The organism is Halomonas sp. (genome assembly GCF_052095765.1).
Classification (GTDB): Bacteria; Pseudomonadota; Gammaproteobacteria; order Pseudomonadales; family Halomonadaceae; genus Halomonas.
The window spans coordinates 1-19177 of record NZ_JBQDJZ010000052.1; the positions used below are offsets into that span (position 1 = coordinate 1).

Annotated in this window: 21 protein-coding genes and 1 pseudogene; 13 read left to right on the forward strand and 9 right to left on the reverse strand. The window is 60.2% G+C overall.

All coding sequences use genetic code 11. The features are described from left to right. Positions 1-929 (reverse strand): DEAD/DEAH box helicase (locus ACTH3D_RS08060; RefSeq protein ID WP_441666552.1); only part of this gene is annotated, 929 nt, incomplete at its 3' end. A 58-nt stretch (positions 930-987) separates the two neighbouring features. After that, positions 988-2268: an ATP-dependent RNA helicase RhlB gene (rhlB, locus tag ACTH3D_RS08065; protein WP_441666553.1), complete on the reverse strand. Its 1281-nt coding sequence runs from the start codon at positions 2266-2268 to the stop codon at positions 988-990. A gap of 191 nt (positions 2269-2459) precedes the next feature. On the opposite strand from rhlB, the gene ACTH3D_RS08070 reads away from it, so the two are divergent. Then, complete coding sequence (locus ACTH3D_RS08070) at positions 2460-2750, forward strand: hypothetical protein (RefSeq protein WP_441666554.1); 291 nt, start codon at positions 2460-2462, stop codon at positions 2748-2750. Positions 2751-2752: 2 nt separating this feature from the next. Next, positions 2753-3586, forward strand: a complete 834-nt coding sequence (xthA, locus tag ACTH3D_RS08075; RefSeq protein ID WP_441666555.1) for an exodeoxyribonuclease III — start codon at positions 2753-2755, stop codon at positions 3584-3586. A 24-nt stretch (positions 3587-3610) separates the two neighbouring features. On the opposite strand, the gene ACTH3D_RS08080 is transcribed toward xthA, so the two are convergent. Genes ACTH3D_RS08080 through ACTH3D_RS08105 form a run of 6 tightly spaced genes read right to left on the reverse strand, consistent with a single transcriptional unit; the run spans position 3611 to position 8664 of the window. Then, the gene (locus ACTH3D_RS08080; protein WP_441666556.1) at positions 3611-4738 is read right to left on the reverse strand and encodes a tetratricopeptide repeat protein; all 1128 of its coding nucleotides are present in this window, start codon (positions 4736-4738) and stop codon (positions 3611-3613) included. Next, positions 4735-5523 (reverse strand): TonB family protein, encoded by a 789-nt coding sequence (locus ACTH3D_RS08085; RefSeq protein ID WP_441666557.1) that lies wholly within the window; start codon positions 5521-5523, stop codon positions 4735-4737. The genes ACTH3D_RS08080 and ACTH3D_RS08085 overlap by 4 nt, the downstream gene beginning before the upstream one ends. After that, a complete protein-coding gene (locus ACTH3D_RS08090; protein WP_441666558.1) occupies positions 5523-5930 on the reverse strand; it encodes an ExbD/TolR family protein in 408 nt (135 codons plus the stop codon). Before ACTH3D_RS08090 ends, ACTH3D_RS08085 begins: the two co-directional genes overlap by 1 nt. Further along, positions 5923-6459 carry a MotA/TolQ/ExbB proton channel family protein gene (locus ACTH3D_RS08095; protein ID WP_441666559.1) on the reverse strand — a complete coding sequence of 179 codons (537 nt, stop codon included), beginning with the start codon at positions 6457-6459 and terminating at the stop codon, positions 5923-5925. Before ACTH3D_RS08095 ends, ACTH3D_RS08090 begins: the two co-directional genes overlap by 8 nt. After that, positions 6440-7828 (reverse strand): MotA/TolQ/ExbB proton channel family protein, encoded by a 1389-nt coding sequence (locus ACTH3D_RS08100; protein ID WP_441666560.1) that lies wholly within the window; start codon positions 7826-7828, stop codon positions 6440-6442. Before ACTH3D_RS08100 ends, ACTH3D_RS08095 begins: the two co-directional genes overlap by 20 nt. After that, positions 7825-8664 carry a DUF3450 domain-containing protein gene (locus ACTH3D_RS08105; protein WP_441666561.1) on the reverse strand — a complete coding sequence of 280 codons (840 nt, stop codon included), beginning with the start codon at positions 8662-8664 and terminating at the stop codon, positions 7825-7827. The genes ACTH3D_RS08100 and ACTH3D_RS08105 overlap by 4 nt, the downstream gene beginning before the upstream one ends. Positions 8665-8847: 183 nt before the next feature. On the opposite strand from ACTH3D_RS08105, the gene ACTH3D_RS08110 reads away from it, so the two are divergent. The 11 genes from ACTH3D_RS08110 (at position 8848) to ACTH3D_RS08160 (ending at position 18344) form a co-directional block, all read left to right on the forward strand. Continuing rightward, the gene (locus ACTH3D_RS08110; RefSeq protein WP_441666562.1) at positions 8848-9276 is read left to right on the forward strand and encodes a hypothetical protein; all 429 of its coding nucleotides are present in this window, start codon (positions 8848-8850) and stop codon (positions 9274-9276) included. Positions 9277-9588: 312 nt separating this feature from the next. After that, a complete protein-coding gene (atpD, locus tag ACTH3D_RS08115) occupies positions 9589-11025 on the forward strand; it encodes a F0F1 ATP synthase subunit beta (protein WP_441666563.1) in 1437 nt (478 codons plus the stop codon). After that, complete coding sequence (locus ACTH3D_RS08120) at positions 11022-11432, forward strand: F0F1 ATP synthase subunit epsilon (protein ID WP_441666564.1); 411 nt, start codon at positions 11022-11024, stop codon at positions 11430-11432. Before atpD ends, ACTH3D_RS08120 begins: the two co-directional genes overlap by 4 nt. Next, complete coding sequence (locus ACTH3D_RS08125; protein WP_441666565.1) at positions 11429-11806, forward strand: AtpZ/AtpI family protein; 378 nt, start codon at positions 11429-11431, stop codon at positions 11804-11806. Before ACTH3D_RS08120 ends, ACTH3D_RS08125 begins: the two co-directional genes overlap by 4 nt. Then, entirely contained in the window at positions 11803-12174 is a 372-nt protein-coding gene (locus ACTH3D_RS08130) for an N-ATPase subunit AtpR (protein WP_441666566.1), read from the forward strand. The genes ACTH3D_RS08125 and ACTH3D_RS08130 overlap by 4 nt, the downstream gene beginning before the upstream one ends. Beyond that, the gene (locus ACTH3D_RS08135; RefSeq protein WP_441666567.1) at positions 12174-12944 is read left to right on the forward strand and encodes a F0F1 ATP synthase subunit A; all 771 of its coding nucleotides are present in this window, start codon (positions 12174-12176) and stop codon (positions 12942-12944) included. The genes ACTH3D_RS08130 and ACTH3D_RS08135 overlap by 1 nt, the downstream gene beginning before the upstream one ends. Next, entirely contained in the window at positions 12941-13231 is a 291-nt protein-coding gene (locus ACTH3D_RS08140) for a F0F1 ATP synthase subunit C (RefSeq protein WP_441666568.1), read from the forward strand. The genes ACTH3D_RS08135 and ACTH3D_RS08140 overlap by 4 nt, the downstream gene beginning before the upstream one ends. Before the next feature lie 50 nt (positions 13232-13281). After that, positions 13282-14052 carry a F0F1 ATP synthase subunit delta gene (locus tag ACTH3D_RS08145; RefSeq protein WP_441666569.1) on the forward strand — a complete coding sequence of 257 codons (771 nt, stop codon included), beginning with the start codon at positions 13282-13284 and terminating at the stop codon, positions 14050-14052. 6 nt (positions 14053-14058) lie between these two features. After that, positions 14059-15651, forward strand: coding sequence for a F0F1 ATP synthase subunit alpha (locus ACTH3D_RS08150; protein ID WP_441666570.1), 1593 nt, complete (start codon positions 14059-14061; stop codon positions 15649-15651). Next, positions 15635-16585, forward strand: a complete 951-nt coding sequence (locus ACTH3D_RS08155) for a F0F1 ATP synthase subunit gamma (RefSeq protein ID WP_441666571.1) — start codon at positions 15635-15637, stop codon at positions 16583-16585. Before ACTH3D_RS08150 ends, ACTH3D_RS08155 begins: the two co-directional genes overlap by 17 nt. Continuing rightward, positions 16578-18344, forward strand: coding sequence for a PHA/PHB synthase family protein (locus ACTH3D_RS08160; protein WP_441666572.1), 1767 nt, complete (start codon positions 16578-16580; stop codon positions 18342-18344). Before ACTH3D_RS08155 ends, ACTH3D_RS08160 begins: the two co-directional genes overlap by 8 nt. A 94-nt stretch (positions 18345-18438) precedes the next feature. Here the strand turns inward: ACTH3D_RS08160 and ACTH3D_RS08165 are convergent. Further along, positions 18439-19177 (reverse strand): annotated as a pseudogene (locus ACTH3D_RS08165) (electron transfer flavoprotein subunit alpha/FixB family protein); the annotation flags it as partial.

Sequence of the window (19177 nt, forward strand, 5' to 3'; positions counted from 1 at the left end):
GCCAGCAACCGTGCTAGCGTTGCCTGATGTCCCAACTGATGGTTAAGTTCGCAAAGCGACTTCTTGAGGGTGCGCAGCCAACGCAAGCCACCACCGACAGCAAAGCGATAGGTGAAATGATAGATCGCCTTGTCAGGCAGGTGATGACCTTCATCGAAGATATAGATGCAGTCAGCGGGATCCGGCAGCACCCTACCGCCTCCCAGCGCCAAATCGGCTAGCACCAGGTCGTGGTTGGCAACAATGATATCGGCAGAATCCATATCGCGCCGCGCACGAAAGAAGGCGCAAGCAGCAAAGTGGCCGCAACGGCGGTTGGTGCACTGGCGATGGTCAACGGTCAGCCGCCGCCAGTCGGCGTCCTCGATGGCTTCAGGCCAGCTGTCACGATCCCCAAGCCATTGTCCACTGCCATAAGCTTCACCAAACGACTCCACCAGCGCCTGGAAACCGTCACCGCTGGCCGCCGGCGCTGCCATCTCAAACATCGACAGGGTAGGGTCATCGTCACCGCCCTCCATGGCCTGATCGAGCTTGGCCACACACACATAGCGGCCGCGTCCCTTGGCCAGTGCGTAATTGAAGGACAAGCCACTGTGGGCCTGGAGTGCGGGCAAATCCTGGTGCAGCACCTGCTCCTGTAGGGCCACCGTGGCGGTGGACAGTATCAATCGCTTACCCCTCGCCTTGGCAACCGGCAACGCAGCCAGCAGATAGGCTAACGTCTTTCCCGTTCCAGTGCCGGCCTCCAACACACAGACATGCTCGCTACTCAGACGCTTGCCTTCATCGTCCGCTTCGATACCAGCCAGAGTGCGGGCAATTTCAGCAATCATCAGCCGCTGTCCATAGCGCGGTGTCAGATCCAGGGCATCAATCACTTGACGATAAGCGCCCTGGATCTCGTCCTTCAGGTCCGCATCTAGCATCTTGGCCTGCCCGTCCCGGCGTTACGCCATAAGCTGGAGGTTACAGCGACAGTTGAAACTATAGGAGCCCTTCCGGCGGATGCTCACAGGGCAGCTTGTCGTTGATGTAGCGCTCGATCTCCGGCAGCGAGAACGCATCCTCTTCGCCAACAAAGCTGATCGACACGCCCTTGGCGCCGGCGCGGCCGGTACGCCCGATGCGGTGAACGTAGTCCTCCGGATCTTCGGGCAGGGTGTAGTTAATCACATGGCTGACATCTTCGATGTGAATACCGCGGCCAGCGACGTCAGTAGCGACCAGCACCTGAATCTCACCTTCACGGAACTGCTCCAACGTGCGAACACGCTGATTCTGCGGCACGTCACCGGACAGCATGGCAACATTGATGCCAGCCTTTCTCAGCACGTCATCGAGCTTGCGCACCAAGTCACGGCGGTTACCGAATACCATCACCCGCTCAAAGCTTTCCTGTTGCAGGAGATTGACCAGCAGCCGCTGCTTGTCAGCATCGCTGACCATATAGACACGCTGGTCAATATTGGCTGCGTTATCAACGGTGACTTCAATCTCGACATGGGCCGGGTCCTGGGTCCACTGGCTGGCCAAGTTGAGGATGTCTTCGGTGAAAGTGGCCGAAAACAGGAAGGTCTGACGCTCTTCCTTTTTGGGCGTATGGCGAATGATGCGTTTGACGTCGGGAATAAAGCCCATGGAGAGCATCCGATCGCCCTCATCAAGCACCAGTACCTCGACCTGGCTCAGATCGACATCGCGCTTCTCGTGGAAATCGAGCAGCCGGCCCGGTGTGGCCACCAGGATATCGACGTTTTTCGCCAGTCCGTCGCGTTGCTTCTGATAGTCCATGCCACCGACCACGCTTGCCACGTTGAGCGAGGTGAAGCGCGCCAATGCTTTGGCGTCTTTTTCGATCTGCAGCGCCAGCTCACGGGTTGGCGCAATGATCAGCGCACGCGGCGCCCCGGGCTTCTGGCCGTCCGGGGCCTCTTCTTCAAGGAAATAGGCCAGGATGGATATCAGAAAGGCCGCGGTCTTACCAGTACCGGTCTGGGCCTTGCCGACCACATCGCCACCGAGCAGCGTGTGGCTCAGCGCTTCGGCCTGGATCGGCGTGGCGTAATCAAAGCCCTGGGCGTGAATGGCACGCATCAGCGGCAACGGCAAATCGAAGTCGTGGAAGCGCCACTTGCCTGCCATTGCGGGCACCTTGAATTGGCGCAAATCCCAGCTCGACGGGCGACGACGCGGCTTACGGCGGCGGCGCTTGGGTTTGTGTTCCTGGGCCTGGGCCGGGGCTGTGGTCTGGTCCGACTCGCTCATAGGCTGTGCTGTCTCGTCCATGTTCATTAAGTGTTCGTAGTAATGATGGCGCCATGACTTGAGGACTGACGCCTGACGCAAACTCGCATTGTACCAGTCTCAGACGATGAGGGCGCGCCCATCGCAAGCTGTGCTGTCTCCTCTACCCGCGAGACTGATAGAATGCCCGTCATACAAAGAGGAGCTGCGTCATGACACGCAAGAAGAAGACCCGTTCACTGGCCGACAAGGTGACCATTCGCACCGGTCGGCGCAAGGACTACAAGAAGTGGCGCCACGAAAACCCTGACCAGGTGGTGTCATCGCCACGTTTCACCGCCAAGAAGCGTCAGCAACGTAAACTGCAGGCGGCCCGCAAGCTGGCCCGCCAGGAACAGGGGCAGGACATCGCCATCCACAAGGATAGTCCTGACGCGTCCGGCTCATCACAGGCCGACCTGTCAAAGACTGACCCGCCAAAGACAGAAAAGAAGGACCACTGACCATGCGCCTGGTGTCATTCAACATCAACGGTATTCGTGCCCGCCAGCACCAGCTTGAAGCGCTAGTGGCCGCGCACCGTCCGCTGGTGATCGGCCTACAGGAAACCAAAGTGCAGGACAGCGAATTTCCCGTGGAGGCGGTGGAGTCGTTAGGTTACCGTGTCTACTTCCATGGCCAGAAGGGTCACTACGGTGTGGCCATCATGTGCTGCAATGAGCAGTGCCCAGACGGCCCTGAAGCAGTGATGCGCGGCTTTCCCGATGACGAGGAAGACGCCCAGCGCCGCTGGATTGGCGTGCGCCTGCGCGATGGCGACGGCGAGCCGCTGACGGTATGGAACGGCTATTTCCCCCAAGGGGAAAACATCAAGCACGAGTGGAAGTTTCCCTACAAACGCCGCTTCTACGCCCAGCTGGCCTCGCTGCTGGATCAGCATCACCGCCCCGATGAGCGACTGGCGATCATGGGCGACTTCAACATTTCGCCCGAAGATATCGACATCGGCATTGGAGAGGACAATCGCAAGCGCTGGCTGCGCGATGGCAAGACCAGTTTTCAGCCGGTGGAACGCGAGTGGCTCGAGGGTATCAAGGCCTGGGGACTCAGCGACAGCTACCGCCTGCTCTATCCTGAGCGCGATGATCTGTATAGCTGGTTCGACTACCGCTCAAAAGGATTTTACCGCGATCCCAGGCGTGGCCTGCGCATCGACCATATTCTGGTCAGCGAACCGCTAAAGGAACGCGTCAGCGAAGCGGGGATCGACTACGAATTACGCGGTATGGAGAGGCCGTCGGATCACGCCCCGGTATGGACCGAACTCAGCCCGGCCTAAATGGGCCTGGTGACGGCTTACCATTCACTCAACCGGCGGCAGGTTCACTAACCAATCGTCGGCGTCACTTGATCCCAGCGAGCGGGCACGCTCCAACGCGCTGCGCGCCTGCTCCCACTGCCCCCAGCCCGACGCCAGTTGCCCCAACGCAAGCCAGTCATCGGCCTCGCCCGTCTGTTCGGCAAGCGCTTGCCAGGCAGCCAATGCCTGATCGCGATCCCGCGCAGCTTGCCATGACTCCGCCAGCAAGCGCTGCCAGAAGAGACTTTCTGGCAGCGCTCCATCCAGCAGCGCCTGCTCCAGCAATTCAGCAGCCCGGGCCGGCGTTCCCGCTGCCAAATGCAGACGAACACGCTGCTCCAGATCATCACTTCCCGCCAGAACGCCAAGCTGCCATCCAGACTCCCAGATTGCCGCCGCACGTCCAGAGTCGCCCAGCTGCTGGGCCAGTCCCGCCGCGCGCCGCCACTCGGCTGCATCATTGCCGGCCTGCTCAAGGCGCGCTTCGATAAGCTCAAGCGCCGCACGGCTATCACCGGCACGCTGCAACACACCGGCAGCAAAGGCGCTGTGCGTGTCATCCGGCATGGTATCAAGCTCAAGGGCCCGCTGAACCCACGAGCCCGCAGCGCTCCACTGCTCATCATCGGCCAGCAACTTTGACATCAGCCAGCGGTCATCGGCGCTGCCCGCATGGCGGGACAGCCAGTCACCCAGCAGTTCGCGAGCCTGCAGGTTATCCCCAACCTGGCGTCGCAATCCGGCTTCCTGACGCTGCCAGCGGTCGACCTGAGCCGTATCCATACTGCGAATGCCACGTATCTCTCGGGCCTGGGCCAGCAAGTCAGCCGCCGCCGCTGCATCACCCAAGCGCGCCTCGGCCCTGGCGGCCAGCTGCAGATACAGCGCCCTTGCCCAACGGTCGGAGGCATTGCCGCCTGCCAATCGCTGGGCCTGTGCCCGGCTATGGCGACCAACCTCAGCGTGCTCTCCGCCCTGAAGCCGGTCCTGCGTTGATCTGAGATCATTGATCACGCCGCCTGGTAGCGTCGGTGCCGCTGCTGCAGACGATAAGGGCAACCCTGACAGCGCCAGCAGCAAGGCGCCGGCTGTCAGCCAGGATAAAGAGCGGTTTTGCCTGTCAGTAATCATCGCAACTGAAACTCCAGTTTTTGCCGCGCGCGACGCACTCCTTGAGCCGTTTCAAAACGCCAGTCGGCAATAGCGCGACGCGCTGCGCTCTCAAATACCTGGCGTGGACGTGACTCAAGCACCTCAATGCTGCCGGTATCCACACTGCCATCAGGACGAATCAGGAACTGGACGACAACGTACCCTTCCAGCCCCCGGCGCTGGGCACGCGAAGGATACTGCGGAGGAACACGCCGAGTCGCCCGCGCGGAGCTACCCACGTCTACCGGCGCCGTGTTGGCAGCGGGTGATGGCGCGGCAACCGGTTGTGCCGATGGGGCAGCAGCAGGCTCGGGGGCTGGAGAAGGCGCCGGCTCAAGTGATACCTGAGGTGTCGGTTGTGGTCTGGGCTCTGGTTTCGGTTCGGGTTGTGGTTCTGGCTTGGGTTTAGGTTTAGGCTTGGGCTCAGGCGGTGTTTCCACCAGCTCTGGCAGCGGCGCATCCAGCTCGACAGTCGGATCTTCCATTTCCGGCAGCTCGGGCTCCGGCAAGGTAATAGCGCTGTCGGCCACAGGTGCCGGCGCCGGAGGAACCACCGCAGGCGGTGGCGGCGGCAAACTGGCGGCAGGCGCTGATGCTGTATCGGCAGGCTGAGTCTCGACTGGTGTATCGGGAAGCTCAGCCAGACTGAGCGTCATCTCCTCCAGCGGCTCAGGCGCCTCAGGGGGAATCACCAGCCAGGCCAGCAGCACAAACAGCACCAGCGCCAACCCAGTGCCGCCAATCAGGCCAAACGGATAACGCATCAGCTGCGGCTCCGCTGTGCGGCCACAGCAACCTGCTCCACGCCCGCTTCGCGCAGGCGATCCATAACCTCGATCAGCACGCCAGTGGTGGCATTGCGATCGGCCTGAATCACTGCCGAACCGTCATCACTGATAATCCCCGATACCAGGTTGCCTACGCGGTGAATGTCCACTGGTTCACCATCAACCCACACCGCACCTTCAGGGGTGATGGCCACTAACACCTGGACATCGGCGCGTGGCGTGGCAGCGCTAGACTCAGGACGCTCGATCTCTACCCCGCTTTCCTTGATGAAACTGGTGGTGACGATAAAGAAAATCAACATGATAAAAACCACATCCAGCATGGGGGTCAGATTAACTTCGCTGGATTCTTCGGCCGCTGATGCCAGTCGGCGTCTACGCATGACGTTCCTCCGCAGCGCGGGCTAGGCGATCATTCAACCGCTGCCTCTCACGCCGAATAATGTGCTCCAGGCGGGTAATGAAGAGCAGCCCCACCACCGATACCGCCATACCGCTCAGGGTGGGGAGCGTGGCCCGCGCCACGCCATCGGCCATAGCACGCGCCTGGTTGACCTCGCTGACCGACAGACTATCGAACACGCTGATCATGCCGGTCACCGTGCCTAGCAGCCCCAGCAGCGGACAGATCACCACTAGCAGCTTGAGCCAGGGCAAGGGCCGGCGCAGATCAGCGATCAGCTCGCTGGCCCAGACCTCGCGCAGGGTCAGGGCGCTCCAGCTGGTACGCTCGCTGCGCGCGATCCAGCGTGCTACCAGGGCACGCCGTGCCGGATGGTAGTGAAAGCGGAAAAACCACCAACGCTCAAGCCCCAAACTGAACAGCAGCATGGCAGCAGCAGCGATCGCCACCAGCACCGGGCCACCGGCCTCGATCAGGCCCGCAAGCGGCTCAAGCCAGACTGTCAGCATGAGAACCTGCCGTCTGTGCAGAAGAACGCGGCACCTGCCGCTCGGCCTCAAGGCGATCTGCCAATACCGCACTGGCGCGCCCTTCCATGCTACTGATCAATGCGCGGCTACGGCTGGCGAGTGCGGTATGGGCAAACAGCAGCGGCACCGCAGTGACCAGGCCCAGCACGGTAGTCACCAGCGCCTGGCTGATACCACCGGCCATCAACTGCGGGTCGCCAGTACCAAACACGGTGATCGACTGGAAGGTGACAATCATGCCGGTCACGGTGCCCAACAGGCCCAGTAACGGGGCAATGGCAGCTAGCATCTTGATCAGCGCCTGGCCGCGCTCGATGCGTGGCTGTTCAGCTAGCATCGCTTCATCGAGCCGCGCCTCCAGCGCCTCGGGAATATGTTCGTGGCCGTTACTATTGAAGCGTTTGAGCACCCGCCCCAGCGGGTTGTCGTCGCGCAGCTGCTCAAGATCCGCCAGTTGACGGCGCTGGGTCACGGTAATGCGCAGCAGATAAAGGTACTGGAGCAGGGCCACCAGCAGGCCCAGGGCGCCGAGCGCCACCACCACATAGCCCACAGCACCACCCTGCTGGAAGCGCTGCCACAGCGTGGGCTGCTGGGCCATGGCCTGCAGCACTTTTCCGTCCGCCGGGTCAATGGGCAGCAGATCGCTGTCGCCCCGCTGCAATGCTGCCAGCTGTTGTGCAACAGCACCCGGCGTATGCTCTGCCATGACCAGACGCCCTTCATCACCAGAGCGCTCCAGTAGCTGGCCCTGGCTGGCGGCCAGCTGCGCACCCACCCGCAGCACCGGCTGCGCATTACGCTCACCATCGGCACCGGCAACTGGCGCATCAAACACAGTCACACGAGTCGTTTCCCGGGTCATCGCCATCAGACTATCAGCCAGACGCTCTACCTGCTGAATATCGAGAATATCACTGTCGCTGAGCCGCGGCGGCAGCTGAGCCTCACCACCCAGCGCCAGCCAACTTTGTGATAGCAAATCACGCAGCTCACCGCTGACGCCAGCAACTGTTGAGTGGACAGCATCCAGGTCGCCGCCCTGCTCAGCGCGCTTTGCTTCCAACTCACTTGCTATTTCCTGCTGGCGTTGCTGCTGTGCTTCCAGTTGCTGGCGCCGCTCGCGTGCTACTGCCAATAATTGCTGTGCCTCGGCCAGCGCACTTTCCAGCGCTTCAGCATCACCCGACAGCTCAGCCAGGCGCCTCTGATCGCGGGCCTCTGCAGCCTGGCGCGCTTCGCGCAGGCTTTGCATCCCATCAGTCGTCTGAGCCTGGGCAGCCAGCAGCGAGAGCCCACACAACAGCAACACGGCAAGCGCACTGATCACTTTGCGTTGACCGCTCATGAGTTACGCTCCTTGTCCGGCGACTGCATCTGCGATTGGGATGGCGTCAATAGAGGTTGAGACAATGGCAACGTCAGCAGATCCGGCGCGCGCTGCTCACGAACCACACTCAGCCCTTTGCGCAGTTGGGCAACACCTTGGCTGTCAAGAGCTTCCCAGCGTCCCGGCTCAACCTTCCACACGCCGCCGGCCTTGCCGTCAGGTGTCAAATAGTACCAACCCACACGCCCTATTCTTAAAAACTCAACATCACGGGCGGGCTGATCCTGTGACCCGCTCAACTCGCCGCGCCAGCTATCGAGTTCACGGCCGTAATCCAGCTCGCTGCGCCATGCCGACAGCACCCGATCCAGTTTCTCGGCTGAGCTCAGGTCAGTATCGCCAAGCAATGTTTCCAGGCTGTCAGCCCGTGCCAGACGCTCATCGTGCAGAAACGGCATGTCGGACTCGACCCACAGGCGAAACCGTTCCACCAGCTCACGCAGCGTGCCCGGCAGGGACTCGCGGGTGAGCTCCAGATTGTCCAGTGCCGCAAGTCGCTGACCTTGCTGCAGAGCCTGACGTTCTAGCTGAGGTGCCAGCTCGGCGTTGTAAGCCTTCAACCGGCGCAATTCCTGCTGCGCCTTGCGTAGCGCCTCGATATTGGTGCGTACGTCATCATCGGCTGCATCAATACGCTGCTGAAGCTCAGCCTGAGTGCGCTGGGCATCCAGTGCTGCACCAGTAATGGCCGTATCAGCGCTAGCAGCAACGGCTAAACCGAGTGCAGCCACTGACAGCAAGCTCGATAACAGCGCGGATCGCCAACGGCATGATCCCAGAGTTTCATCCTGCACATTCATCTCCTGGCGGTGTGCGAAACGTTGAGCACGCTACCCTAAACAATAACCATTATCAACACAGTCCACGCCTTTCTTTGCCACCTCATCCCCCACGACCCACAACACAAGGCATTCGATATTGACAGCTCAAGGACATCAAACGATAATAAGAACAAATCTCATTTAACAAATGACCTCATGATGCACATATCCAGCCATCGACAGCTGCAATACACCTGCACCTTTCTGCAGGTTTCTTTCCAAGCGGTTAAACGCTCGCTGGGCACACCAAAGAGTGGTGCTCACACACAGGCGACGGCCCAGACGAATGCTCCTTGCTGGCTGGATGCCCAGCTGATCACCATGCTGCTGCGCGAGATGCGCCGCGCCCGCGCTGATGCCAGCGGCCACGAGCCAACCTGTCAGGCGCTGGACAGCGCTATCTATCATAGTGGACTGCTGTTGGTTCAGTGCCCCGGCTCGCTCAGCCGCCAGCTCTGCGAACATCACCTGGAGGCCATTATTGTGCCACTGCAACAAGCCGCACAGCGGCTGGCACTGGCCAACAGATCACAAGGCTCTCCTGCGACGGGTTTCAACATACTGAAGCGCTGGCGTAACCACTAAACAGGACAGACCAGACAGCGCCAGATAATCGCGCTAAAACATGTCCCTGATCACGCGCAGGACAGACACACCCCTGGTCTCGTTGACTCCAGCCCCGATCCATGGGCATGATCGTTAGCATCTGAACAATTCGTTCACAATCCCCCTCCTGCCGCACGAGTCTTTGCCATCGACGGCGCTGCGCAACGTACTCGTTGGTCATAACGACACCTTCTACTTTTTTGCGGGGATCTCAGGCTCATATGGCGCCGTTTCCCGGTCACCATGCTGTTTTGTGTGGCCCCCTCACTTCCACTGTGCAGGCAAGTTGCTATGTCGAGTCAGACCTCATTCGTTAGCCATGACCTCACTGACGATACTCCGGACAACGCCGCAAAAAATGAGGGACATATCGTCGGTATTCGTGGTGGCGTGGTGGACGTTCTGTTCCCTAAGGGCTCCCCGCGTATCCAGGACCTGCTGTATGCCGGCGACCTGGCGCTAGAAGTCACTGGGCTGCTGAACAGCGGTGCAGTTCGCTGCATGGCCCTGGCACCGGTGAGAGGAATCGGGCTGGGCATGCCGGTACGGGCAACCGGCGCGCCAATTCAGGTGCCGGTGGGAGAGGCCGTACTGGGACGGATGCTTAACGTTTTCGGTGAGGCCATTGATAACAAACCCGCTCTGGTCACCGGCCTGCGCCGCTCCCTTCATCAACCGCCACCACCGCTGGAAGACAGGGTGGTGCACAGCGAGATCCTGGAAACCGGCATCAAGGCGATTGATCTGCTGTCACCCATCGAGCGTGGCGGAAAAACCGGCTTGTTTGGCGGGGCCGGGGTAGGAAAAACAGTGCTGATCACCGAACTGATCAACAACACCGTCCAAGAATATGAAGGGGTCAGCCTGTTCTGTGGTATCGGCGAGCGCTCCCGCGAAGCCGAAGAACTGTACCGGGAAATGGGCGATGCCGGCGTGCGCGACAAAACGGTAATGCTGTTCGGGCAAATGAACGAAGCTCCCGGCGTACGTTTTCTGGTAGGCAAAACCGCGCTCACCATGGCGGAGTACTTCCGCGACGACCTGCAGCAAGACGTGCTGCTACTGATCGACAACGTCTTCCGCTTTGTTCAGGCCGGCTCCGAAGTGTCCGGACTGATGGGCCGCATGCCCTCGCGGGTCGGCTACCAGCCGACGCTGGCTACCGAACTGGCGTCATTGCAAGAGCGCATCACTTCCACCCGCAACGGCGCAATCACTTCCATTCAAGCGGTGTATGTGCCAGCGGATGACTTCACCGACCCTGCCGCCGCGCACATCTTCTCGCACCTTTCTGCATCGGTAGTGTTGTCACGTAAGCGCGCCAGTGAAGGGTTGTATCCGGCAGTCGACCCGCTTGGTTCGACCTCGGTGATGCTTACCCCTGCGGTGGTCGGCCAACGCCATTACGACATCGCCCGGGCGGTGCGACGCACCCTGGCCGAATACGAAGACCTGCGCGATATTATCTCCATGCTGGGCATGGAAGAGCTATCGGCTGCCGACCGTGCCACCGTTGCGCGGGCACGCCGCCTGGAGCGCTATCTGACCCAGCCGTTTTTCACCGTTGGCGCCGTCGACGGCGCCAACGGCAAGCGAGTACCCATCAAGGACACGCTGAACGACTGCGAAACCATACTCAACCAGAGCGAGTTCGACGATAACGAAACCGATTACTACATGATCGGCTCGCTGCAGGACTTACTACAAACCATGGAGCCCTCATCATGAGCCAGGCAAATGTGATGACGGTATCACTGCGGCTGCCCACCCAAACTTTGTATGAAGGCAGTGCGCTCAGGCTGCAGGCGACCGCCGCCAATGGCGCTTTCGGCATGTTGCCCAATCACACTGACTTTGTGACGGCGCTGGTGCCGTCGGTGCTGATCCTGACGGATGAACATAACCGAGAGCAGTTCTTTGGTATCGACGAGGGGGTCCTGATGAAATCCGGCCATCAGGTAGACATCGCCATTCGTCGTGGCGTGCGGGGCAAGGATCTGGAAACCCTGAACGACACCGTGCTGACTTCGTTTGTGGAAGTGGACGAGGAAGAACGGGTGGCCCGTTCGGCACTCTCGCGCCTGGAGGCAGGAATCGTGCGGCGCTTTGGCGACTTACGGAAACCCACCTTATGAGCAGTAAAAAGGAAGACCGTTACGCCGATGACATCCGCCGCAGCGCCGAGCGCATGAGCCGGGCTCGCAGCGCACCGCAAGAAAGCGCGCTGAGAGGTCTCGGTGCCTTTGGCATCATCGGCTGGTCGGTGGCGGTACCCACGGTGGGCGGCGCTTTTCTGGGCATGTGGCTGAACCGGGTCGCGCCGCAGAACTTCTCCTGGCCTATCGCCCTAATTCTGGGCGGTCTTGTGGTGGGCGGCATTATTGCCTGGAGCTGGATCGATAAAGAAAGGCCGAAGGAGGAGCTCCATGGCAAGCCTGCTGATAACAAGCCTTCTGGCAAAAAAGCTGGCGACAGCAACCAGGATACGTACAAAGGAGGCGACCGATGACAGGAGTTGACTGGTCAACAGTTTTGCCTGAACTGGCACCGGAGTTAGCGCTTGGACTAGCGGTGGGTGTGCCGGTCAGCAGCCTGTTCTTCGCGGGGCTGGCCTGGGGTATGACGCGGGCACTGACGTCTGAGCGACCCGAAGGCCTGCTGCTGCTAAGCGCTGTGCTGCGGCTGGCCATGCTGCTGGGCGTCGGCGCCTGGCTTGCCGCCAGCACCGCCACGGCCTGGCCGATGCTGGGTTATGCAGTGGCTTTTTTCATTGTACGCACGGTGGCGGTGACCTGGGCCAGAGCGGGTCAAAACCAAGCAGGTAAAAACCAGGCGGTGCACATACAGGAGCCTGGACAGGAACAGGAGCGGGTGTAATGCAGTTTTCACCGGACAACATCATTTATTTCACCATCGGCGGCTGGGGCTTGAACGCCACCATCGTCAACACCTGGATCGTGATGGCGCTGCTGGTGGGCATTTCCCTGCTAGTCACCCGCAACCTACGTGCCGACGTGCCGCCCAGTCGTCTACGCACCGCGCTGGAGGTCATCGTGAAGGCGATTGAGAGCCAGATTGAGGAAATCACCCACAACTCGGTTCACCGGGTGATGTATTTCGCCGGCAGCCTGTTCCTGTTTATCGCCCTGTCGAACCTGATGTTGATCATACCGAGGTTTTCGCCGCCAACGGCCTCGCTGTCCACCACCGTGGCCCTGGCTTTGTCAGTGCTGGGGGCCGTGCCGGTGTTTGGCATTGCCAGTGGCGGCGTCAAGCACTACCTGCGGACCTTTATTGAGCCATCAATTATCATGCTGCCATTCAATATTATTGGCGAATTCTCCCGCGGTATCTCACTGGCGATCCGCCTGTACGGTAACGTAATGAGCGGCGCGGTTATCGCCGCCATCCTGCTGACCATCGCACCGTTCTTTTTCCCAGTGGTCATGGACATGCTAGGCCTGTTGACCGGCATGATCCAAGCCTACATTTTTGCCATTCTGGCTACCGTGTACATCTCCTCAGCTACTGCAGAGGAGCCTTCGGCTATACAACCCCCTTCTGCGATGAAGAAACCATCAGCGCTGCAACAGCCAGCCGCCCCCGAGCAACCACTGGCACCTGCCAACAACGAGGACAAATCATGAGCGAACTCACCGTCACCATCATCGCGGCCATATCGATTTTCACCGCCGGCTTGACCATCGCCATCGGTTCGATTGGCCCTGCGCTGGGTGAAGGGCGCGCTGCGGCTGCCGCCATTGCCGCCATTGCCCAGCAGCCCGACGCGGCCCCCACCCTGTCGCGCACCCTGTTTGTCAGTCTGGCAATGATCGAGTCCACCGCGATTTACTGCTTTGTGGTGGCGATGATTCTTATCTTCGCCAACCCCTTCTGGGACGCCGTTCAGGCAGCGGCAGCGGTAGCCAGTTAACCGTCGGCCGGCTTCCTGCACAGACTGACTTATCAACCGGGGTACAGGGTATGTCCATTGACTGGATTACAGTAATCGCACAGATCGCCAACTTCCTGGTGCTGGTGTGGCTACTCAAGCGCTTTTTGTACCGGCCGATACTAGATGGCATCGACGCCCGCGAAGCGGGAATCACAGAGCGCATGGCAGCGGCCGGAGAGCTACAGGAAAAAGCTGAAGCGGCCCAGGCAGATTACCAGCAGCAGAAAAAGCAGCTGCTGATACACCAGGACGACATGGTTGCCAAAGCACTTCGGGACACTGAAAACCAGCGCGACGAATTGCTGGCAGAAGCCCGTGCACGACTCGAACAGAAGCAACAAGACTGGCACAAACACCTGGAGAAAGAACGCCGGAGGTTCGCCGCCCGGCTACAGCGGGCAGGACAGGAGACCTTGACAGAGCTGACCCGCAAAGCCCTGCGCGATCTGGCCGATGAGACCCTGGAGCAGGCCATCGTGCGCCATGTCAGCAAACGCCTGACGCCACTGGCAGATGAGTTGCAACAGGCCGCGGGCGACAGCACTCGGGCCACTGCCACCACCCGCGAGCCGCTACCAGAGGCCGCACAGTTACAGCTGAAGGCTGATCTCGCTGAGCTGATGCCTGCCATGGCCCTGCGCTTTGACACCGACCCCGAACAGGCACCCGGACTAGTACTGCGCGTAGGTGGTGCGCAGATAGCGTGGACGATAGACAGCTATACCGATGAACTGGATGCCTTGCTGAGCGACCGCCTGACCACAGGGATGTCAGGCCTGACACAAGCGAAGGCTGGGTGACTCTCTATGACCAACAGCAACCTTGATAGCTTGGCACAGAGCTCTACCAACGAGCAGCCTAGGAACCAGAACGAAAGCCCGGATCTGGATGTTGACGAGCAGTTCCAACAGTGGCAACAGGACATCCTGGCCACGCCGACACCTGAACCGGTACTGACCGAAGTGGGCCGCGTCATCGAGGTGGGTGACGGCGTCGCCGTAGTGACTGGCCTGGCCCGAGCATTGGCGGATGAGCTATTGATATTTGAGTCCGGCGTGCGCGGCATCGTACTGGACCTGGAGCCCGACCGCCTCGGCGTTATTCTGCTCGGGCCGTCCGAACTGATTCACTTGGACGAAGATGTGCGTCGCACCCGCAAGGTGATCAGCACGCCGGTTGGCCCAGGCCTGCTGGGCCGGGTAGTCGATGCCATCGGCCGCCCGCGGGACGGCCTTGGGGCTATCTCTGCCGTGGCCGAACACCCAGTGGAGGCCGAAGCCCCCGGTGTCTTGAGCCGCTCGCCCATATCCCGACCGCTGGCTACCGGCATCAAAGCCATCGACGCTGCAGTACCGGTAGGCCACGGCCAACGCGAACTGATCATCGGCGATCGCCAGACCGGGAAGACCTCCATCGCCATCGATACCATCCTCAACCAGGTGCGATCAGAGGTCATCTGTATCTATTGTGCCATCGGCCAGCGCGGCGACGCTGTGTCGCGGGTGATCGGCGCGCTGAAAAAAGGCGACATGATGGCCCGCAGTATCGTGATGTCGGCGGGCGATGAAGAAACGCCAGGGCTGGCCTACATTGCCCCTTACGCCGCCATGACAATGGCAGAGTATTTTTGCGACCAGGGCCGGGATGTGTTGATCATTTTTGATGACTTAACCCACCACGCCCGATCCTACCGAGAATTGTCACTGCTGCTGCGCCGGCCGCCCGGGCGCGAGGCATTTCCTGGCGATATTTTCTACGTTCACGCGCGGCTACTGGAGCGGGCCGGCCAGTTCACCAAAGAGGTGGGTGGCGGCTCCATTACCGCCCTGCCGGTGGTGGAAACCCAGGCCGAAAACCTGTCGGCCTATATTCCCACCAACCTGATCTCCATTACCGATGGCCAGATTTACCTGTCACCTCAGCTGGTGCAGATAAACCAGTTCCCGGCGGTGCATCAGGGACTCTCCGTGTCCCGTGTGGGTGCCAAGGCGCAAAGCCGTGCACTGCGTGAGGTTGCCGGCAACCTGCGGGTCACGCTGTCACAGTTTGAAGAGCTAGAAGATTTTGCGCGTTTTGGTACGCGGCTGGATGACGCCACCCGCGCCCGCCTGGCCCGCGGCGCTGCGGTACGTGATTCGCTACGCCAAGCCGAGCGCGATCCGATGCCAGCGGTGGAACAACTTGCCGTGCTGATTGCCGCGATGGAAGGCTTGCTTGACGGAATCGAGGGGCAGCCGCTGCTAGACGCCATGCTGCGCATCCGCTCGCTAGCCAGACAACAGCTGCAGGAAGTTGAACAGCGCATCACTAACAACCAGGAATTGCGCCTCCAAGATCGCAGACTGATTATTGAGTTAGCTCGCTCAGCACTGGAGACCCATTTTGGCACAAACGCTTGAGGCACTCGAACGCCACGCCAGCACACTGACCAGTATCCGCGGCATTGTGCATACCATGAAAACCCTATCGGCGATCAACGCCTCGCCTTACGAACAGGCAGCGCGCGCTATCGAGGCTTATCACCAGACGATCCTGCAGGGGTTTGCCGCCTTTGCACATCGCACCGGCGGTATCTCCCTGCCCCGGGAGCGCGCCAGAGAGCACCTGCTGGTCGTTTTTGGTTCAGACCATGGCCTATGCGGCAGCTACAACGAAACTCTGGCAAAGTCAGTGAAGCAGCACTGCGATGCTCAGACGGCACATCAGCCGCGCCTACTGTGCATTGGGGCACAGATGAACGATGCGTTAGCGGATTTCCGCCTGCCATCAGATGCGGTGCTACTGCCACCGGCCTCCGCTGACGGCATTGGCCGCCTGGCGAGTGATATCGTTACTCGAATCGAGTCCTTCGGCCAAGGCCAGCCGCTGCACAGCCTGGGCGCAACCCTAGCCTTTACCCAGCGAGCTGAGCACGGTCTGCGTGAGCCCGCGATCATGCCACTACTTCCGCTGGCGCCTGAGCTACTGGAGCATAAAAAACGCTGGGATTCACGCTCTCTGCCAGACTACACCATGGCCGCCGACGCCCTACTGTCGGCGCTGATTCGCAGCCATATTTTCGCCAGCGTGTTTCGCGCCTCAGCCGAAGCCATGGTTACCGAAAACGCCGCCAGGTTGGCACTGATGCAGCAGGCTGAGCAATCAGTCGACGGGCGCATTGACGAAGTGCAGGCAGACCTCAGGTCTGTGCGCCAAACTGAAATCACCAACGAGCTGATGGATGTGATCATTGGCTTTGAGGCGCTGAAAAAACCAGGAAGCGCAGGCCACACCAGTGATGCAACAGATAAAACGCTGCGCCTTATACCGAGGAGAATGAACCGCCATGAGTGACTACACGCCCAGTAACTCCGGCTACACACCACGCTCCGGACGCTATGCCATACGTACACTGGATCGCGCCATCAAAGCCAACATGGCCAGCCAGACCATGGGAATTACCCCTGCTGGTGTGTCCACGGTCATCTATGAGTGGCTCACCCACCTGGCCATGTCACCCGGCAAGCGCATGCAGCTTGGCGAAGACATGCTTCACAAGCTCGAGTATCTGCTGCGCTACTCCCACCAGTTTCCGCTCGGCGTAGACAGCAAGACCTGCATCAAGCCGGAGCTGAGTGATAGTCGCTTTTCCGATGAGGCTTGGTGTCGCTGGCCTTACAACATGTTCTATCAATCCTTTCTGCTGCAGCAGGAATGGTTGAAAAATGCCACGACAAATATCGATGGCCTGTCGGAAAGCACCGAAAATGTGGTGTCCTTCATTGGCCGGCAGATGCTTGATCGTTGGTCGCCCTCCAATATTCCCTGGCTCAATCCAGAAGTGATCGATGCCACCCTGCAGCAGGGCGGCATGAACTTCGTCCGCGGCTGGGAAAATTTTTGGGAAGACTGGCAGCGCCAGAAAACCGGCGCGCCGCCGGCGGGCACTGAAGACTTCAAAGTGGGAGAGGACCTGGCTAACACGCCAGGTAAGGTCATCTACCGCAACCATCTGATCGAACTGATCCAGTACACGCCAACCACCGAAAAGGTCTATGCCGAGCCGGTATTGATCGTGCCGGCCTGGATCATGAAGTATTACATTCTCGACCTGACCCCAGAAAAGTCACTGGTCCGCTATCTGCTGGACCAGGGACATACAGTATTCATGATTTCCTGGCGCAATATCACCTCCGAAGACCGTGAGCTGGGCATGGGCAGCTACCGGCGCCTGGGGCCCGAATCTGCTCTTGAGGTCATCTCCTCAATCCTGCCGGAGCGCAAGATTCACGCCGTAGGATATTGCCTGGGAGGCACCCTGCTGTCGATCCAAGCCGCCACCATGGCCCGGGACGGCGACGACCGGTTGGCCTCAATAACACTGCTCGCGGCCCAAGTCGACTTTACCGAGGTGGGTGAGCTGTCGCTGTTCATTACCGAAAGTCAGGTCGACTACCTTGAAAGCATGATGCAAGAACGGGGCTATCTGGACGGCACACAGATGGCTGGTACTTTTCAGCTGCTGAGCTCCAACGACCTGGTCTGGTCGCGCATGGTGCGCGAGTACATGCTGGGCGAGCGCCAGGCCATGCACCCCCTGATGGCCTGGAACGCCGACACCACGCGCATGCCCTACGTGATGCACTCTCAGTATCTGCGCCGGCTGTACCTCAACAACGACCTAGCCACTGGGCGCTATATCGTCGGCGACCGCCCCATTGCCATCACCGATATCAAGGCGCCGATCTTTTCTGTGGGTACCAGCAGCGACCATGTTGCCCCCTGGCGCTCGGCCTACAAGATCCACCTACTTACTGATGCCGATGAGGTGACCTTCCTGCTCACTAGCGGCGGCCACAATGCGGGAATTGTCAGCGAAATTGGGCATCCGCGACGCACCTATCAGGTTGCTACCCGCCGGGAGAGACAGGGCTATATCGATGCCGACACCTGGCAGCAGTCAACACCCTCCCAGCAGGGCTCCTGGTGGCCAGTGTGGCAGGCCTGGCTGGTAGAGCGCTCCGCCAAAGAGCAGATCGCCCCCCCAGCCATGGGCGGCGACAGCTATTCACCGCTCACTGATGCCCCAGGCACTTACATAATGCAGAAGTAACGCCAACTACCCCGCCAAGCACAAGGGCCGGCCTCATTACGAGACCGGCCCTTTCTCACAAGTATTTCGACCTTTTTACGCTAAAGCCTGCTTTTTACAGCTTGCCTTCCAGCTCCGGCACGGCCTCGAACAGATCAGCCACCAGGCCATAGTCCGCCACCTGGAAGATCGGCGCTTCCTCGTCCTTGTTAATCGCCACGATCACTTTGGAGTCCTTCATGCCCGCCAAGTGCTGGATGGCACCGGAAATACCCACCGCGATATACAGTTCAGGCGCAACGATCTTGCCGGTCTGGCCGACCTGCATGTCGTTGGGCACGAAGCCTGCGTCTACTGCGGCACGCGAGGCACCAATGGCAGCGCCCAGCTTGTCGGCAAGGCCGTCAAGCAGCTTGAAGTTCTCCGCGCTGCCCATGCCACGCCCGCCGGAGATGACCACCTTGGCGGCACCCAGCTCGGGGCGGTCGCTTTCGGCCAGGGTTTCCTTGACGAAAGCCGACAGGCTGTTGTCGATGCTCTGCTCAACCACCTCGATGGACGCGCTGCCTCCCTCGGCCACCGCATCGAAGCCCGTGCTACGTACGGTAATCACCTTCAGCGCATCACTGCTTTGCACGGTGGCAATGGCGTTACCGGCATAGATCGGGCGCTTGAACGTATCAGGAGACTCAACGGCAATGATCTCGGAGATCTGTGCCACACCCTTCAGGGCCGCAACCCGCGGCAGCACGTTCTTGCCAGTAGTCGAGGCGGCTGCCAGCACGTGACTGTAACCCTCCGCCAGTGCCACCAGCAGGTCACCCAGCGGCTCGGCCAGCTGATGCGCAAATACG

What these genes read in the sequence shown, in the direction of transcription:
- ACTH3D_RS08095 (WP_441666559.1), bottom strand. Translation starts at nt 6,459, where the DNA reads ATGCTGACAGTCTGGCTTGAGCCGCTTGCGGGCCTGATCGAGGCCGGT.
- rhlB (WP_441666553.1), bottom strand. Translation starts at nt 2,268, where the DNA reads ATGAGCGAGTCGGACCAGACCACAGCCCCGGCCCAGGCCCAGGAACAC.
- ACTH3D_RS08130 (WP_441666566.1), top strand. Translation starts at nt 11,803, where the DNA reads ATGACAGGAGTTGACTGGTCAACAGTTTTGCCTGAACTGGCACCGGAG.
- ACTH3D_RS08090 (WP_441666558.1), bottom strand. Translation starts at nt 5,930, where the DNA reads ATGCGTAGACGCCGACTGGCATCAGCGGCCGAAGAATCCAGCGAAGTT.
- xthA (WP_441666555.1), top strand. Translation starts at nt 2,753, where the DNA reads ATGCGCCTGGTGTCATTCAACATCAACGGTATTCGTGCCCGCCAGCAC.
- ACTH3D_RS08140 (WP_441666568.1), top strand. Translation starts at nt 12,941, where the DNA reads ATGAGCGAACTCACCGTCACCATCATCGCGGCCATATCGATTTTCACC.
- ACTH3D_RS08100 (WP_441666560.1), bottom strand. Translation starts at nt 7,828, where the DNA reads ATGAGCGGTCAACGCAAAGTGATCAGTGCGCTTGCCGTGTTGCTGTTG.
- ACTH3D_RS08150 (WP_441666570.1), top strand. Translation starts at nt 14,059, where the DNA reads ATGACCAACAGCAACCTTGATAGCTTGGCACAGAGCTCTACCAACGAG.
- ACTH3D_RS08160 (WP_441666572.1), top strand. Translation starts at nt 16,578, where the DNA reads ATGAGTGACTACACGCCCAGTAACTCCGGCTACACACCACGCTCCGGA.
- ACTH3D_RS08085 (WP_441666557.1), bottom strand. Translation starts at nt 5,523, where the DNA reads ATGCGTTATCCGTTTGGCCTGATTGGCGGCACTGGGTTGGCGCTGGTG.
- ACTH3D_RS08080 (WP_441666556.1), bottom strand. Translation starts at nt 4,738, where the DNA reads ATGATTACTGACAGGCAAAACCGCTCTTTATCCTGGCTGACAGCCGGC.
- atpD (WP_441666563.1), top strand. Translation starts at nt 9,589, where the DNA reads ATGTCGAGTCAGACCTCATTCGTTAGCCATGACCTCACTGACGATACT.
- ACTH3D_RS08110 (WP_441666562.1), top strand. Translation starts at nt 8,848, where the DNA reads ATGATGCACATATCCAGCCATCGACAGCTGCAATACACCTGCACCTTT.
- ACTH3D_RS08145 (WP_441666569.1), top strand. Translation starts at nt 13,282, where the DNA reads ATGTCCATTGACTGGATTACAGTAATCGCACAGATCGCCAACTTCCTG.
- ACTH3D_RS08125 (WP_441666565.1), top strand. Translation starts at nt 11,429, where the DNA reads ATGAGCAGTAAAAAGGAAGACCGTTACGCCGATGACATCCGCCGCAGC.
- ACTH3D_RS08070 (WP_441666554.1), top strand. Translation starts at nt 2,460, where the DNA reads ATGACACGCAAGAAGAAGACCCGTTCACTGGCCGACAAGGTGACCATT.
- ACTH3D_RS08135 (WP_441666567.1), top strand. Translation starts at nt 12,174, where the DNA reads ATGCAGTTTTCACCGGACAACATCATTTATTTCACCATCGGCGGCTGG.
- ACTH3D_RS08120 (WP_441666564.1), top strand. Translation starts at nt 11,022, where the DNA reads ATGAGCCAGGCAAATGTGATGACGGTATCACTGCGGCTGCCCACCCAA.